Below are 15178 nucleotides of genomic sequence, written 5' to 3'. Positions count from 1 at the left end.
GGGCCGCTCCACCGTGCCGGGCCCGCGCGCGCCGGGGCCAGGATCCACAGCAGCCGACGGCCTTCGCCCGCTGGGGGGCCCGCCCTGATCCCCGCCCCGCACGTGCGCAGTTCACGTGCCCGCCGGTCGCGCGCCATTATGGTCTGCCGTGCTGCTGCGCCACAGCCTCGCTGTGGCGATGGGGGGCCACCCCGCATGGCGACGGCAGCCGCAACACGTCCGTTGCCGACTGCTACGCCCGAGGGAACCGAGTGGGCCCAGGCCGAGGGCATCATCGCCGCAGACTTCTTCCACTTCGACACCGGGGCGGCGCCGCGCCGTGCGCCGGTAGCCGGTGTAGGAGAGGGTCACCGTGACGGAGTTGGCCGGGTCCTTGTTGACGAGCAGGACGCTCAGTGCGCCGTTCGCCCGGCGCGCTGCGTGCGCGCTGACCGTTGTGGTGCTGGAGGAGGCGCGGACCAAGATGTCTCCGGCCTGGGCGACACGAGAGAGCATCTGGATGCCGTAGTAGGCGCGGAACGGAGTCTGTGCGGCCGGTTCGTTGCCACTGCCGTTGGACAGGAGGCCCTCGTCGTTGTAATCGGTGGCGCCGGTGACATCGGTGGCGGTGCCGCCGGATCCGTTGTGCACGTTCCACCAGGTCGCGTTGTGTACTCCGGCGGCTGCCAGGGACAGGTACGCGTCGGCGGCCCACAGCGCCTGCGCCTGGGTGTTGCGGGGCTTGCCGCCGTTCAGCTCGGTCACGAAGATCTCGGTGTTGGTCGCGTCGTGGCGGTCGAGGTCGGCGCGGAACGCCTCGACGACCGAGGCAGCGGTAGGCGGTCTGGTGAGCATCTCGGCTTCCGTGGTGCTGTCCGTGTACGGGTACCAGTGAAAGATGCCGAAGTCCGCGCGGCCGCCGACGGTCGACAGGACCACGTCGTTCCAGTCGCCGGAGTCCTCGGAGCCGACTTCGCCGTCCGGCCAGAAGCCGGGGGTGGTGAGCACGACGCCGACCCTGATCGACGGGTCGACCGCCTTCATCGCGGTGATGTACTCCATGGCGGCGTTCGCGTAGGCGTGCGGGCTCTTGGGTGTCGTACTCCCATCCGGTCCCGTAGTGGCCATTGTCGAAGACCTCGTTGCCGATCTCCCAGTGGGTGATGCCATAGCCCTTGGTGATGTTGGCGTAGCGGACCCAGTCGGCGGCCTCCTGGGCGGTGCCGGAGCCGTAGTTGACGGTAATGACCGGCCGGGCGCCCGCAGCCTGGGCCATCGTCACGGTGGCCAGCTTCTCGTTGGCGTTGATCGCGACGGAGGTGTTCGAGCGCGGGTTTTCCTTGGAGTTTCGAGCCTTCCTGGAGACGGTCGTCGCGGCCGCGGTCGGCAGAGCGATGCCGGCGACACCGAGAAGTGAAGCGGTCATGACAGTACGGCGCTTGAGCTTCACTCATGTGCGGCGCTGGGGGTTCATTGGTCTCCCTTGAGTGAGGGGGATTCGGGACGGCCCGCTCCGCCGTACACGGCGGCGGACGCGGGCCGACCCCGGTATGTGGGGGATACGGAGCTACGTGACCGGGATGCTGCCCGCGAGCTTGATGTCGGCGGCGGACCGGCCGACGTAGACGGGGACCTTGCCGGTGGGGGTCACCCAGCGGTTCCTGGACTCGTCCCAGTACGAGAGCTTGCGGCGGTCGATCTCGACCGTGACGGTCTCCCGCTCACCCGGCTTCAGCGACACCCTGGCGAACCCGGCCAGCTGCTTCTCCGGTGTGTCCGTCCTGGTCGGCAGGTGACCGATATAGATCTGAACCACGTCCGAGCCTGCGCGTCGGCCGGTGTTCCTCACCTCGACCCGGACGGTGGCGGTGTCTCGCGCGCTGCCCAGGTCGAGGTCCTGGACACGCAGCCTGTCGTAGGCGAAGGAGGTGTACGACAGGCCGTGGCCGAAGGGGAAGAGCGGCTTCTGGCGGTTCTTGTCGTACCACTTGTAGCCGACGTAGATGCCCTCATCGTAGGAGATGATGCCGTTGGCCGTGTCGTTCTTGCCTCCCGTGTACGTGGACGGACCCTGGTCCTCGCGGGCGGGGAAAGTGACCGGGAGGCGGCCGCCGGGCTCGGCGTCGCCGTACAGCACGTTGGCGATGCTGGTGCCGGTCGCGGCGCCTTGGTACCAAGCCTGAAGGACTCCCCTCACGTCGTCCAGCCACGGCATCAGCATCGGGCCGGAGGTGTTGAGGACCACCACGGTGTTGGGGTTGGCGGCGGCCACGGCTTCGATGAGCTGGTTCTGGTCGCCGGGCAGACTCAGGTCGTCGCGGTCCATCGCCTCGCCGGTGAAGTTGTTGACGAACACCACGGCGATGTCGGCCTTCTTCGCCGTCTCGACGGCCTCGGGGATGAGGGAGTCGGGCTGCCAGCACAGCTTCATGCTGGGGCCGTTGAAGCCGACGTCCTTCGTGGAGTACTCGACGGTGATCTCGACGGGCTTGCCGGCCGTGAGCCGGGTAACGCCGCCGAGGGTGTATTCCTGCGGCGCGTGGAAGAAGTCCCAGACGAAGCGGGAGTCGTTGAAAACCGTCTCGCCGTCGACGACGACCTTGGCGGCGCCGGACAGCAGGGTCGAGAAGCGCACCCAGCCGGTGGTGGGCGGGGTGATCGTGCCGGTCCAGCGGGCGGACCACTTGCTCGGCAGGCCGCCGACCGGGTTGCCCCAGCGGAAGTCGACGTTGGGGGTGGTCGTGGTGGCGACCGGGTCGCCCGTGAACTCCTCGTTGCCGAAGAACACGGCGTGCAGGCCCTGCTTCCCGTCCGCGGTGGCGAAGACATCGGCTGGGACGACCGGCAGCGCCACATCGCCGAACGAGCCCTGTGCGACGAACACGCGACCGGTGCCCGCCTTCGCCTTGATCGCATCGGCGGCCGTGGTGAAGTCGCCCGGATCGACGTACGAGGAGCCCTCGACACCCGTGATGGCGTCCTTGCCCGCGGGGCCGATCACGGCGATTGTCTTCTTCTTGGACAGCGGGAGGACACCGCCGGCGTTCTTGAGCAGCACGGTGGCCTGCTCGCCCGTGACCCGGGCCAGGGTCTGATGCTCGGGCGTGGTCACGACGTCGGCGGGCGCGGCCGGCAGCGGATGGTCGAAGGCGCCCGAGTCGAAGAGCGCGAACAGGATGCGGCGAGCCGCGTCGTTCGTACGCTCTCGCGGAATACGCCCGTCGGAGAAGGCCTCCTTGGGGGTGTCCGGCTCGAGCGCGCTGGAATCGACACCGGCCGTGAAGATCTCGACCGGGTCCGCCGACGGCTGGAAGTCGGTGCCCAGATAGCCCTTGAGTCCGAGGTCCTTCTTCAGCGCGGTGATGATGTGCTCGTTCTGACAGGCGTAGACGCCGTTGACCTTGGGGTACGAGCCCATGATCGAGAGCGCGCCACCCTCGCGGATCGCGTGCTCGAAGGCCGGGTAGTACAGCTCGCGCAGCGCCCGTTCGGAGACCCTCACGTCCAGGGAGTTACGACCCTCCTCCTGGTTGTAGACAGTGAAGTGCTTGACCTGGGCGATGACGTCGTTCTTCTGGAAGCCCTTGGTGACGGCGGCGCCCATCGCCCCGTTGACCAGGGGGTCCTCCCCGTACGACTCGACCTCCCGGCCGCCGCGCGGGTTGCGGTCGATGTCGACGGTCGGACCGAGCAGGACGTTCCAGCCCTTGGCGCGGGCCTCGGCGCCGATGGCCTGGCCGTACTTCTCCGCCAGCCCGGTGTCGAACGTGGCGGCGAGCGCGTTCGGCGCGGGGAAGGCGGTCACGCCCGTGTCCCCTCGCAGCCCGTCGGAGGCATCCACCCGCGTCATCGCCGGGATGCCCAGATACTCCAAGGGCTTGAAGTCCGCCACCTCCACAGCGGTGACGAGCGTGACCCTCTCCTCGTGCGTCATCGCCTTCAGCAGGGCCTCGGCCCGCCAGGACGAGGGCTTGGCGGTGTCGCGCCACGGCTGCGCGCCCTGCGCGGCCCGGGTGGCGGCCGAGGCGGGAAGGCTGGTGATCACGGCACCGGCGGTGCCCAGCACGGCCGCGGCCACGGCCTGACGTCGGGTCATACCACTGAAACGATTCATTCTTCCGTACTCCTTCGGACGGGAAGTGATGCTGATCAGGGGTGCTACCTTGCGAACTCGCCCCGGAAGGTGCACACCGGCGTCGGGCTGGTGCGGTCGTACCGCCGGGGTGCGGTGGACTGTGGAGCGGTGCCGGGCCGTGTCAGGGCGGCCCGGCACCGGACTCACCCCTCCGGACGGGCCTCGTCCAGGGCCGGGGAGGACGTCCTGGACCGCCGCTCGAATCGGAGAGGAGCGGGTGCCCCGGGCGAAGTGACCTGCTTTCCCTGGGGTTGTGGCGTCGCTTACGCGGCGTCCCGTCGGAGGTCGGCGGTGTCGATGGTGTGGTCGCCGGGTCCGAGGGTCAGCGGCTCGCAGCCGGGGAGTTCCACCGTCCCGAGGCACCCCTCGGGCACGGTGATGCGGGCGGTCAACCCGTCCGCGGTCAGCTCCCAGGACAGGGCCGCCGTGCCGTATGGCGTCTCATGGCGGGTGTTGGCCCAGGTGATTCCTCCTCCGGGGCGTGGCTTGTAGGCGATGGTGCGGTAGCCGGGTGCGGTGGGGGCGATGCCGCCGACGACGCGGTGCAGCCAGTCGGCGACAGCGCCGAGGGCGTAGTGGTTGAAGGAGGTCATGCCGCCGGGGTTGAGGCTGCCGTCGGGGCGCAGGCTGTCCCAGCGTTCCCAGATGGTCGTCGCTCCCTGGGTGACCGGGTAGAGCCAGGAGGGGCATTCGGTCTGCGTCAGCAGCTGGTAGGCGACGTCGAGGTGTCCGGTGTCGGTGAGGGCGTCGCAGATGAGCGGGGTGCCGACGAAGCCGGTGGCGATGCGGGCGTTGTCCTCCAGGACGAGGGCGGCGAGCCGGTCTCCGGCGTATTGGCGCTGCGCGGGATCGTCGAGCAGGCCGAAGACGAGGGCCATGGAGTACGCGGTGGGGCTGTCGCTGGTCATGCGGCCGGTCGGCAGCACGTAGCGGCCGCGGAAGGCCTGGGTGACCTCATCGGCCAGTGTGCCGTAGTGCCGGGCGGCGTGCGTCTCACCGAGTGCCTCGGCGGACCAGGCCAGGTGCCTGGCCGACCAGGCGAAGTAGGCGGTGGCGACGAGGTAGCGGTCGGTGCGGGAGGCCGCCGGGTCGTCGGGCGGTGCGATGGGGTCGAGCCAGTCGCCCAGCTGGAAGCCGGTGTCCCACAGTCGGCTCGGGCCGGCGAGCCGTTCTATCAGATCGACCCAGGCGCGACCGGCGGGAAAGTGACGGCGGAGCAGCTCGAGGTCGCCGAACCGCTGGTAGAGCACCCACGGTGTGAGGGCGGCGACGTCGCCCCAGGCGGCACCCGGCTGGATGGGGGTCCATATGGGGCCGCCGGGGATGACGGGCACATACCAGGGGATGGTGCCGTCGGGGAGCTGTTCGATGGCGACGTCGGTGAGCCAGGAGTCGAGCAGGCCCGCACAGTCGTACAGGAAGCTCGCCGTGGGGGCGAAGATCTGCAGGTCTCCGGTCCAGCCGAGACGTTCGTCGCGGGCCGGGCAGTCGGTGGGGATGTCGACGAAGTTGCCGCGCATGCTCCACACGACGTTCTCGTGGAGGCGGTTGACGAGCGTGTCGCTGCACTCGAACCAGCCGGTGCGGCGCATGTCGGTGTGGTGCACCAGTGCGGTGACAGCGCCGTCCGACAGGTCGCCGGGCCATCCGCCGATCTCGGCGTAGCGGAAGCCGTGCAGGGTGAACCGCGGTTGCCAGGTGCGGGGACCGTCGTCGGCCAGGATGTAGGTGTCGGTGGCGTGGGCTTCGCGCAGCGGGCGGGTGGCCGGCTCGCCGTCCTCCAGGACTTCCGCATGGCGCAGGGTGATCGTGGTCCCCGCCGGTCCGTCGGCGGTGATGCGCAGCCGGCCGACGAGGTTCTGGCCGAAGTCGAGCAGGTAGCGGCCGTCTTCCTTGCGGATCACCGCGACCGGACTGACCTCCTGGGTACAGCGCACCGGCGGACCCTGGGGAGCGACGAGCGTGTGCATGTCGCGGACGCCGGTGGCGACAGGTGTCCACTCGGCCGTGCGCTTGGCATGTGGCATTGTCCAGTGGGGGTCGTCCAGGCGGGCGTCGAAGGTCTCGCCCTCGTACAGGCCGCTCACGAGGATCGGCCCCGGCGCCGCGGTCCAGGAGTGGTCGGTGGCGATGACGGTGGTGGTGCCATCGTCGTGGACCACTTCGAGCTGGGCGATCAGGGACAGGTCGGTGCCGTAGATGTCGCGGGTGCCGCCGTCGAAGCCGAGGCGGCCGCGGTACCAGCCGTCGCCGAGCCATGCGCCGATGGTGTTGGCGCCTTGGGTGAGGTGGTCGGTCACGTCGTAGGTGCGGTAGCGCAGCCGCTCGTGGTAGACCGTCCAGCCGGGTGACAGGGCGTCGTCTCCTACGCGCCTGCCGTTGATCTCCGCTTCGTACAGTCCGTGCGCGGTGACGTACAGGCGGGCGCGCGCCACCGGACGGCGCAGGGTGAAGTCACGTCGTACACGGGCCGGACGCCGGTCGCTGTCGGGGTCCTCAGGCCAGTCGGCGCCGACGGGGACGGCGCTCCAGTCCGATGCCTCCAGCAGGCCCGCCTCGACAACGCTGGGCGGGCTCCAGGCGGACGGGGTATTCCCGCCGGCCCAGACCCGGACCCGGACGGTGACTCGTTCCCGGGAGGTGAGGGGCTCCCCCGGCCACGACACGAGGACCTGGTCGGTGCTGTCGATGCGGCCGGTGCGGTGGACATGGTCCTCGCGGTCGAGCTCGATCTCGTACCCATCCTGGGCACCGGCGCCGGCCGGCAGCGACCACGACAGGCGCGGTGCGGCGACGCCGGTGCCGAGGCCGTCAAGCAGGTGCTCGAACGACACCGGGGCAGGCTGGAGGAGCATCAAAGGGGGGACCTTCCGTGAAGTGGGCGGTGCGGCAACCCGTGTTGCGCCGGGATGGGGAGGTGGGAGCGGGCGTCAGCCCTTGACTGCTCCTCCGGTCAGGCCCTTCATGACCTTCTGGTTGAGGAAGAGATAGACCATCAGCGTGCCGAAGACGTTGATGCAGATGGCCGCGAACAGCGGTCCGTACTGGGTGGCGCCGAACTCCCCGCTGAAGTTGAGCAGGCCGACCTGGATGGTGCGCAGGTCCTGGTTGTTGGTGAAGGTCAGCGCGATGAGCAGGTCGTTCCAGAGGAAGAAGAACTGCACCAGGCCGACGGTCAGGACGGCGTTGCGGACCATGGGCACACTGATGGTCCAAAAGGACCGCAGGATCCCGGCCCCGTCGATGGTGGCCGCCTCGAACAGCTCCCGGGGCACGGCCTTGTAGTACGTGGCCATCATGAACACCGTCAGCGGCAGACCGGTGCCGGTGTAGGTGAGGATCAGCGGCCACAAGGTGCCCGACAGGCCCGTCTGGAAGTACACCGTGAACAGCGGCAGCAGGATCATCTGGGACGGGACCATCATGCCCGCGAGGAACAGCAGCAGGGTCAGACTGCGCCCCTTCCACACCATGATCTGCAGCGCGAAGCCGGCGGCGGTGCCGAGCAGGAGGATCAGCGCGAGCGACGGAACAACCGCCAGCAGACTGTTCTTGACGTACAGGCCGATGTGGCCGGTGGTCCATGCCTCGCTGTAGTTCCCCCACTCCCAGGACGTCGGCAGACTCCAGGTGGAGTTGTTCAGGTAGTCGCTGTTGGATTTCAGCGAGGTCAGGAACATCCACAGCAAGGGATAGACCTCGACGACCAGCAGCAGACCGACGACCGCCTTCACCCAGAGTCGTCCGGCGCGGCGGCGCCGCCCTGCGGTGCGGATGGTGCCGGGCCGGTGGCTGATGCGCGGGGCCTTCGTCTTGATGGGCGTGTCGACTGCCATGGCTTCAGCCCTTCGTGAGGTCGCGCCGCGAGAGGCGGAAGACGACCAGGGTCACCAGCAGGCACACCACGGTCAGCAGCAGCGCGATGGTGCTTCCGTAGCCGTAGTCGCTGTAGGTGAACGACGTCTGGAACATGTAGAGGGTCAGCGGTGTGGTGGCGTTGCCGGGACCGCCGTTGGTGAGGGCGAGGATGGAGTCGAAGGCCTTCAGCGTGCCGTTGATGCTGAAGATCAGCGACGACATCAGGACCGGGAACGACAGGGGCAGCACGATGTGGCGTACGAGCCGCAGGCCCGAGGCCCCGTCCAGGCGGGCCGACTCCAGCACCTCGTCGGGGATGTCGACCAGCCCCGCGAACAGCAGGACGGCGTAGAAGCCCATGGAGCGCCAGACGTCCATGAGGATCAGGACCCAGAACGCATTGCCGCTGCTGCCGAACCAGTCGACCGACTCCAGGCCCACCATGTTGAGCAGCGAGTTGACGGGGCCGGTCTGCGGGGCGACCTGGAAGAGCTTCTGGAAGAGCAGGCCGACCGCCACCGTGGGGAGGACGACCGGGAAGAACACCAGTGTGCGGATGAGCGCCGAGGCGCGCTTGAGGAAGAAGACGTACAGCAGGGCGAGAAGGTAGCCGGCGAGGACCTGCCCGACGGTCACGGCCACGGCGTACTTGAGGGTGAACCAGAGTGCCTGGCGGACGGCCGGGTCGCTGAACAGGCGCTGGAAGTTGTCCAGGCCATTGCCGGTGAAGCCCTCGATGGTGTTGCCCTTGGTGAACGAGTAGCCCAGTGACCACACCATGGGGACCAGCATGATGAGGGAGTAGACGAGCAGGGCGGGGCCTACCAGGATCAGGATGGCCCTGCGGTCACCGAGTACACGGTGCATGGGTGGTGTCCACTTCGTTGGAGGGGATGCGGGCGGGCCCGTGGAGGGAGGGTTCCGGACGTGCGGCTCAGGAGCGGCACTGCGGCGGGTCCTGAGCCGTCAGCACCGGACCTCAGCTGCTGGACAGCGCGTCCTGAACGGTCTGCATGAACTTCTGCGGGCTTATGCTCCCGGTCGCCAGGGAAGCCGCGTTCGTCTGGCTGACAGTGGTGGCCTTGGTGCTGAACAGGGCCTCGAACCACAGGACGTTCTGCTTCGACTCGCCGATGGTCTTCCTGACCTGTGTGGTGATCTCGTTCGGGTCCTTGACGGGGGTGTTGGTCTTGAAGCCCGAGATGGAGCCCTGGCCGTTCAGCGCGGCGCTGCCGTAGTTCTTCGCGATGCAGGTGACCCAGTCGCCGACCTTGCGATCGAAGGTCTTGGCCCCCAGCGTCATCGCCAGGCCGACGTTGGACGGGTACTGGTCGATCGAGCCCTTGCCGCCGGCGACCGCGGGGAAGGGCATGAAGCCGATGTTCTCGGCGCCCACCTTGTTCTGCTTGGGGTCGGCGATGTTCGTCAGCGCCCAGCTGCCCATGTAGAACATGGCGGCCTTGCCGGTGAGGAACTGGTTGAACGAGGTATCGTAGTCGATCGACCCGACCCCCTTGCCGAAGTAGCCCTTCTTGCCGAGGTCGGCCACCTTCTGGGCCGCCTCGACGTACTTCGGGTCGGTCAGCTTGGCCTTGCCGTCAGCCACGTCCTTCAGCGCGTCCGGCCCCAGGCTGCGGTACAGGTAGCCGCTGACCAGCCGCGTGATCGGCCAGCCCTGCTGCCCGGAGGCGGAGAACGGCTGTATCCCCTTCGCCTCCAGCTTCGCCGCGTTCGACACCAGCTGGTCCCAGGTGGTGGGCACGGACAGGCCGTTCTCGCTGAACAGCTTCTTGTTGTAGAAGATGCCCTCGATGTTGTACTCGTACGGCAGGACCTCGACCTTGCCGCCGTACAGCGCCTTGATGGTGGAGATCGCCGCCGGCTCGATCTGGTCGTAGACACCCAGCTCGTTCAGCTTCTTCTCGAGGTCGGCCACCTTGCCGGACTTGTAGAGCTGGTCGGTCAAGGCAGGGGCGTTGCCGGCTGCGAACTGCACGGGCAGCGCGTTCTGCCCGCCGAGCAGCTGAAGCTTCTGGTCCAGGCTGGTCTGCGGCACCGTGTCCACCTTCAGCGGCAGCGCCTGGTTCTGTGCCTTGCACGCGTTCTTCGACAGGGTGTCCAGCGCCGTCTTGACGGTGGTGTTCTCCGCGTTCGTCAAGTAGCTGAACTCCTTCGGCGCGGAGGAGGAGCCCGAGCCCGAGCCTCCGCAGCCGGACGCGAGAACGACCACCGCGGCGGCGCTCGCCGTCAGGCCGGTGATCCGCGCCCTTCGGGCACGGGACAAGTCGATGATCACAGCTGGCTCCCTGTCATCGTTGCAGCGGGAAGACATTGGGGGGGCGGTCGAGATGGAGGTCTGGACCGGAAGAATGGGTAACGTTACCCACGACGAAGTGGGACTACAGTGCACTCCGTCCACTGTCGCGTCAAGACATCAGGCCGTAACATCGAGGAAAGCAGTCCGCGCCAGTTCCCTCTGCACGGACCGTCATGTAAATCGTTGCCCAAAGCACAAGGACTCGGGGGTGCGCCACGCATGGACTCGGCGCCGAAGCAGAAGAAGCGCGTGACGATCACCGACGTGGCGCGGCACGCCGGCGTGTCCACCACCGCGGTCTCCAAGGTGCTGCGCAACGCCTACGGAGTGAGCGCCACCATGCAGGAACGGGTCCGCGCCGCCATGGCCGAGCTCGACTACCGGCCACACGCGGCCGCGCGCGGCATGCGAGGACGGACCTACACGATCGGTGTCCTGCTGGACAACATCCGCAACGCCTTCTTCGCCGACATCCTGGACGGGATCCGGGACCAACTGCTCGACAGTGAGTACAGCGTCCTGATCGGGGCCGCCGGATTCGGCGCGGAGAACCAGGCCAAGACCATCCGCTCCATGGTCGACCGCCAGATGGACGGGCTGATCCTGATCGCGCCCGGAACGCCGCGCACCGAAGTCCTCGCCACGGCCGCCACCACTCCCACGGTCGTCATCGGCCACCACGACCCCGCCGACGTCCATGACTCGGTCGTGGACGCGGACGACGCCGGAGCGGGGCTCGTGGTGGACCACCTTGTATCCCTCGGCCACCGCAACATTGCCCTGCTGTCGGCGCCCGGCACCAAGTCGAGTATGTGGAAACGCACACCGGAAATCGTGCTGACCAGCGGATACCTGGAAGCGATGGAGCGCCACGGCCTACAGGACCACGCCTGCGTCTTCCAGGCCAGGTACTCCGACGACGGCGGCTACAAGGCCGGGATGCAACTGCTCACCGGCACGGAACCTCCCACAGCCATCATGACCGGTGCGGATGTCGCCGCCCTCGGCGTCTACCGCGCGGCCCATGAGCTGGGCATGCGCGTCCCGCAGGAACTGTCCCTCGTCGGCTACAACAACACCGCCATCGCAGCCCTCACCCCCGTGCAGCTCACCAGTGTCGACCAGGCCGGCCACACCATGGGCGCCGCCGCCGCGAAGATGCTCATCGAGCGGGTGGAAGGACAGCGGGATCGTGCCATGCAGACCACGATGACCCCTCGCCTTGTGATCCGCCGCAGTACGTCATCTCCCCGAACCGCCTGAGACCACCACCCATGTCGGCGGTCCCGGTCGGCTCCAGCAGATCAAAGATCGTCGCCAAGGCGCCCTGGCGGCCCTGTCCGACGCCGCTTTGCCCGTCACCGTTCTGTGTGAGCTGCGATGCGATCAACTGAGGGTGGCCGCCGACAGGTCCGGTCGCTGAGAAGCCGCTGCGGCGGATCTCCTCCAACTGCTGGTCCAGAACGTTGATGTCGACGATAGTACGTAAGGTGTGCCGGGTGAGTCCGCGGCCGACCGCTGACGGTCGCCTTGGGATAATTCGCCGACTACCGCACCCCTGCACTTGTCGCCACGACAAGGCAAAAGCCCAGGCCACAGCAGAGCGCGCCCCTCGGTGATCGCCCGGCGTGTCCGCCCGGACGGAGAATGGGCTTACCGATACATCACGCCACCTTCAGGAAGCGATCACCATGCGCTCCTCTGCCGACCGCGGACGTGTCTGCCGCCGCCACGGCTGCTGCGACGTGATCGGCTCGGTCGACACGGACGCCACTCAGCGGTTCTTCACCGAGGGGCTCCGCTTCAAGATCAGCGACGACATCAGGGGAGTGGGCCGCCATCACATCGGCTCGAACTTCTTCTGGTACCTCAAGGACCTGGCGGGTGGCTTCTTCGAGTACCACAGCGAGCTCGACTGCATCCTGGACGACCGGCTCTGGGAACCGAGCGTCTTCGAAGAGCCAAGGGCCTCTACAGCTGGGGGCCGCTGCCCCGTCGTCGTTCCTCCCTCCCGAGGGTCCCGCCGCCCTGATGACCGCGTCCACGCCCCGCGCTCAGGAGCCCGCTGACGCCGGACACGTCCCCTGAGCACGCCTGGGCCCGGTTCACCGACCTGTTCTCCGGTACGGCGGAAACAGCCGCGCTGCGCGAGCGGGTCGCGGCCGCGATCGCCGACAAGCGCCACGAGTTCCGCGCTCACAACATCGAGATCGGTTACACCTACACCTCGTCGGCCATCGTGCATGACGGCACGGCACCGCATGTCTACGCCGATCCGGTACTGGACTTCCACTCCCAGACCCGGCCGGGCCACCGCATCCCGCACGCCTGGATCAGCCGGGGCGACCGGCAGCGGTCCACCTACGACCTCACCGGACGCGGCAGATTCGTCCTGATCGTCGACGCGTCCGATCCCGGAGGCGCCGCGTGGGCAGAAGCCGCGGCCGACTCCGCCAACCGCTTGAGCATCCCCCTGGACATCCTGTGCCGCTCGAAAAGTCATCGCCGCAGGTGGGCTGGATGCGGTAAGAACGACCGGCAATGGGCATCGGGTGTGGGGGAGGATGCAGAGCAGGCACGGGTCCTCGTGATCATGGAGTCTCTACGCTCAGTGATCACGAAGGACGGCCGTGCCCGCGCTGCCGTCTTGCTGCTCGAAACCGCTCAGCGTCGGAGGACGACGATCATGACCGCCGTGCTCCGGGTCGGCCTACTGTGCCGGGCGGAACGGCTGCAGGAAGCGCATCCCGTCCTCGACGCTGCCGTCCATCAGTTCCAGCAGTTGGGGCACCAGGTCCTGCATGCGGGGTGCCTGCAGGTGGCCTTCGAGGGCCTCGCGGCTCTCCCAGCGCTCGAAGATGACGAACGCGCCCGGTTGTCCCTCGACCTGGTGAGCCTCGTAGTCGATGTTGCCCGCGTCGTAGCGCGATGCGGTGACGGCGGCTGTCATGAACGCCTTCATCGCGGCTTCCTTCCCGGATTTGGCCCGGGCTTCCCACACCACGGTGACGTAGTGGTTCGACGTGGTGGTCACGCTTGCTCCTCCTGACTCCGAACAGCATCGTTGTGCGCCGTTCACGACTCGACACTGAGCCCCCGGGGAGCGTTGGCGGGAGCTACGGGACTTCGTGGTACAGCGCGTACCACCCAGCGGGGCGGGGTGTGCGGGAGGATGGTGTGCATGGATCAACTCGGTGCCGCGCTGCGGGCGTGGCGGGACCGGCTGGACCCATCGACGGTGGGCTTCGCACACGGCTCACCCCGTCGGGTCCCCGGTCTGCGACGCGCGGAGCTGGCGACGCTGGCCGGCATCTCGGTCGAGTACGTGGTCCGGCTGGAGCAGGGACGGGTGGCGACACCCTCGGCGCAGGTCTGCTCGGCCCTGGCTCGCGCCCTGCACCTGTCCGACGACGAGCATGCTCACCTTTTGCGCATGGCCGGTCACGCAGCGGATCCGAGTCGGGTTCCACGAATGATCCCAGGGAGCCTGTACCGCATCGCGGACCAGCTCGCCGGCAACCCGTTGGCGATCTACGACGCCACCTGGCAGTTGCTGCACTGGAATCCGCTGTTCGCGGCCACGTTCGGCGATCCCACGGTCCGCGGTCTGGGAGACCGCAACGTCCTGGTCTGGAAGTTCCTGGGTGAGCTGCCCCGGGTCCGGCAGACGGCGGCCGAGCGGGTGGCGTTCGAGGAATCCCTCGTCGCCGACCTGCGCGCGACGACGAGCCGGTACCCCGACGATCCCGACCTCGCGGCGTTGGTATCGAGGCTGAACCTCAGCCCACGGTTCTGCGAGTTGTGGAGCCGCCGAGCGGTGGGCGGTCACCAGAGTGCGCACAAACTCGTCCAGCACCCGGATGTCGGAGACATCGCCATGAACTCCGACATCCTCAACACCCAGGACACGAACCTCCGCCTCGTGGTGTACACGCCGCAGCCAGGCACCGACGCCCGCAGCAAACTCGAATTCCTTGCGGCCATTGGGGTCCAGAGGATGTCTCCTCAGGGATGAAGGCCCGCGTTCTGCCTCATCCGGTGGACCAGGCTACTGGGTGGTGCGCGCGGTACCAGGAAGTCCCGTAGCTCCCGCCAACCCTCCCGGGGACCCAGCATGGAGTGCGTGAACAGCGCACGACCTGCTGTTCGGACCAGGAGGAGCCAGCATGACCACCACATTCATCACCGGGGCCAACAAGTCCCTCGGTCTTGAAACCGCTCGTCGCCTCGTCGAGGCGGGGCACACCGTCCTCCTCGGTGCCCGCCACCGTGAGCGCGGTCGGGCCGCGGCCGAGTCGCTCGGCGCCCGGTTCGTTCAGATCGACGTGACCGACGACGCCTCGGTCCAGGCCGCGGCCGCGGATGTCGCCGCGCATGAGGGAACGATCGACGCCCTGGTCAACAGCGCCGGCGTCCTCGGCAAGGTCGGCCCCGTCGAGGAGTACACCGCGGCCGACGTGAGCGCCGTACTCGACGTGAACGTCGTCGGGATCGTGCGCGTCACGCACGCCTTCCTCCCGCTGCTGCGCAAGTCGCCGAACCCCGTCATCGTCAACGTGTCCAGCGGGATGGGCTCCTTCAGCATGACCCAGGCCGCTCGCCGTCGAGGTTCAGCTCGCCGCGTACCAGGAGGATCGGTGAGAGTGGCTTGCCCTTCCTGGCATGTTCCAGATCCTTTGCGACCTCGGGGTCATTTGCGGGAAGCAGTTGCAGTCGGGCCGCACGCAGGATGTCCTTGGCGCGATGCCGCACCATCGGCGCCTGCGAGAACAGCGCGGTGAGGACATCCACGAGAGCCGGAGCTGCCGTCAGTCGCAGAAATGAATGTCCGCCCACCGGCCCGTCCTCCACCTCTGAGGCAGTTCCCGAGCGTTGGCACCGTCCTTCAC

At 68.0% G+C, this 15178-nt stretch carries 12 protein-coding genes and 1 pseudogene; 6 read left to right on the top strand and 7 right to left on the bottom strand.

What is annotated here, in order from left to right; translation table 11 throughout:
* Positions 1–111 precede the first annotated feature (111 nt).
* Positions 112–1107 carry a hypothetical protein gene (locus tag ACH4S9_RS15350; protein WP_398372169.1) on the bottom strand — a complete coding sequence of 332 codons (996 nt, stop codon included), beginning with the start codon at positions 1105–1107 and terminating at the stop codon, positions 112–114.
* A 107-nt stretch (positions 1108–1214) separates the two neighbouring features.
* Between ACH4S9_RS15350 and ACH4S9_RS15345 the strand changes: the two genes are divergently transcribed.
* Positions 1215–1466, top strand: coding sequence for a hypothetical protein (locus ACH4S9_RS15345; protein ID WP_398372167.1), 252 nt, complete (start codon positions 1215–1217; stop codon positions 1464–1466).
* Positions 1467–1546: 80 nt separating this feature from the next.
* On the opposite strand, the gene ACH4S9_RS15340 is transcribed toward ACH4S9_RS15345, so the two are convergent.
* From ACH4S9_RS15340 to ACH4S9_RS15320, 5 genes are all read right to left on the bottom strand, one after another.
* Positions 1547–4075, bottom strand: coding sequence for a beta-glucosidase H (locus ACH4S9_RS15340; RefSeq protein WP_398372165.1), 2529 nt, complete (start codon positions 4073–4075; stop codon positions 1547–1549).
* Positions 4076–4377: 302 nt separating this feature from the next.
* Entirely contained in the window at positions 4378–6948 is a 2571-nt protein-coding gene (locus ACH4S9_RS15335) for a family 78 glycoside hydrolase catalytic domain (RefSeq protein WP_398372163.1), read from the bottom strand.
* A 96-nt stretch (positions 6949–7044) separates the two neighbouring features.
* A complete protein-coding gene (locus ACH4S9_RS15330; RefSeq protein WP_398372161.1) occupies positions 7045–7950 on the bottom strand; it encodes a carbohydrate ABC transporter permease in 906 nt (301 codons plus the stop codon).
* Positions 7951–7954: 4 nt separating this feature from the next.
* Complete coding sequence (locus ACH4S9_RS15325) at positions 7955–8839, bottom strand: sugar ABC transporter permease (RefSeq protein WP_311729301.1); 885 nt, start codon at positions 8837–8839, stop codon at positions 7955–7957.
* Between the two features lie 112 nt (positions 8840–8951).
* Complete coding sequence (locus tag ACH4S9_RS15320) at positions 8952–10268, bottom strand: extracellular solute-binding protein (RefSeq protein ID WP_311729302.1); 1317 nt, start codon at positions 10266–10268, stop codon at positions 8952–8954.
* Between the two features lie 240 nt (positions 10269–10508).
* Between ACH4S9_RS15320 and ACH4S9_RS15315 the strand changes: the two genes are divergently transcribed.
* From ACH4S9_RS15315 to ACH4S9_RS15305, 3 genes and pseudogenes are all read left to right on the top strand, one after another.
* Positions 10509–11552 carry a LacI family DNA-binding transcriptional regulator gene (locus ACH4S9_RS15315; protein ID WP_385346832.1) on the top strand — a complete coding sequence of 348 codons (1044 nt, stop codon included), beginning with the start codon at positions 10509–10511 and terminating at the stop codon, positions 11550–11552.
* A gap of 428 nt (positions 11553–11980) precedes the next feature.
* Complete coding sequence (locus ACH4S9_RS15310) at positions 11981–12358, top strand: hypothetical protein (protein ID WP_398372158.1); 378 nt, start codon at positions 11981–11983, stop codon at positions 12356–12358.
* 170 nt (positions 12359–12528) lie between these two features.
* Positions 12529–12744, top strand: a pseudogene (locus tag ACH4S9_RS15305) (aromatic ring hydroxylase); the annotation flags it as partial.
* A 255-nt stretch (positions 12745–12999) separates the two neighbouring features.
* Here the strand turns inward: ACH4S9_RS15305 and ACH4S9_RS15300 are convergent.
* The gene (locus ACH4S9_RS15300; RefSeq protein WP_398372156.1) at positions 13000–13323 is read right to left on the bottom strand and encodes a putative quinol monooxygenase; all 324 of its coding nucleotides are present in this window, start codon (positions 13321–13323) and stop codon (positions 13000–13002) included.
* Positions 13324–13461: 138 nt separating this feature from the next.
* Here ACH4S9_RS15300 and ACH4S9_RS15295 point away from each other — a divergent pair, with 138 nt between their 5' ends.
* Entirely contained in the window at positions 13462–14304 is an 843-nt protein-coding gene (locus ACH4S9_RS15295) for a helix-turn-helix transcriptional regulator (RefSeq protein ID WP_398372154.1), read from the top strand.
* A 151-nt stretch (positions 14305–14455) separates the two neighbouring features.
* Positions 14456–15070, top strand: a complete 615-nt coding sequence (locus ACH4S9_RS15290; RefSeq protein ID WP_398372152.1) for an SDR family NAD(P)-dependent oxidoreductase — start codon at positions 14456–14458, stop codon at positions 15068–15070.
* The last annotated feature ends 108 nt before the right edge of the window (positions 15071–15178 follow it).

Origin of the sequence: Streptomyces sp. NPDC021225, from assembly GCF_044332865.1 — a bacterium.
Taxonomy (GTDB): domain Bacteria; phylum Actinomycetota; class Actinomycetes; order Streptomycetales; family Streptomycetaceae; genus Streptomyces.
The sequence above is the reverse complement of the archived record's forward strand: the minus strand, read 5'-3'. Positions and strand labels throughout refer to the sequence as shown.